The organism is Streptomyces sp. NPDC088116 (assembly GCF_044741745.1).
In the GTDB taxonomy this organism is placed as follows: Bacteria; Actinomycetota; Actinomycetes; order Streptomycetales; family Streptomycetaceae; genus Streptomyces.
Map to the genome: position 1 here is coordinate 1 of NZ_JBIUTF010000028.1, position 1062 is coordinate 1062.

Genomic DNA, 1062 nt, shown 5'->3' on the forward strand with positions numbered 1-1062 from the left:
CATGCGGTTGAGGTCGGTTTCGTTGAGTGTGCCGCCCATGCCGGCGGAGTTCTCCCACATCCCCCACGCCAGCGACACACCCGGCAAACCCTGAGCCCGACGGGACACCGCGAGCGCGTCCAGCACCGAGTTGGCAGCCGCATAAGCCGCCTGACCCGCATTACCCACCACACCCGCGAACGACGAGAAGAGAACAAACGCATCAAGGTCGCGATCAGCCGTGAGATCGTGCAGGTGCAGGGCGGACTCGGCCTTCGCCGCCAGCACCCGGGCCAGCCGCTCCGGAGTCAGATCAGCGACCAGACCGTCGTCCAGCACACCGGCCGTATGCACCACACCGGACAACGGAACATCATCCGGAACCGCATCAAGCACACCCGCCAGAGCCGCACGGTCACTCACATCACACGCGGCGATCGTGACCCGCGCCCCCAACTCGGTCAGTTCTCGTTCGAGGTCAGCCGCGCCGGGTGCCTCAAGGCCACGGCGGGAGAGCAACAACAGGTCCCGTACGCCGTGTTCGGTGACCAGATGCCGGGCCACGACCGCACCCAGACCACCCGTACCACCCGTGACCAGCACCGTGCCCCACTCACGCCACGGAGCCGGAACCGTCAGAACAACCTTGCCGACATGCTTGGCCTGACCCAGGAACCGCAACGCCTCCGGAGCCCGAGCCAGATCCCACGCAGTCACCGGAACCGGACGCAACACACCGCCCTCAAACAACTCCAGCAACGCCTCCAGCATCTCACCGATACGCACCGGACCGGCGTCCATCACATCGAACGCCCGATAGACCACGCCCTCATGAGCAGCCCCGACTTCGTCCGCGTCCCGGATATCGGTCTTGCCCATCTCCACAAACCGGCCATGGGGCTTCGTCAACCGCAACGACGCATCGACAAACTCACCCGCCAGACAGTCCAGTACGACATCCAGCCCGGCCCCATCCGTAGCCCGCGAGAACGTCTCCTCAAAGTCCGTGGTCCGGGAGGAAGCAATACGCCCGGCATCAACGCCCAGTTCACGCACGGTCGGCCACTTGGCCTGACTCGCCGT

General features: G+C 65.5%; 1 protein-coding gene. It reads right to left on the reverse strand.

Features of this window, described 5'->3' with window-relative positions; all coding sequences use genetic code 11:
- A partial coding sequence (locus ACIOJD_RS34540) for an SDR family NAD(P)-dependent oxidoreductase (protein WP_401920598.1) occupies positions 1–1062 on the reverse strand: 1062 nt, incomplete at both ends.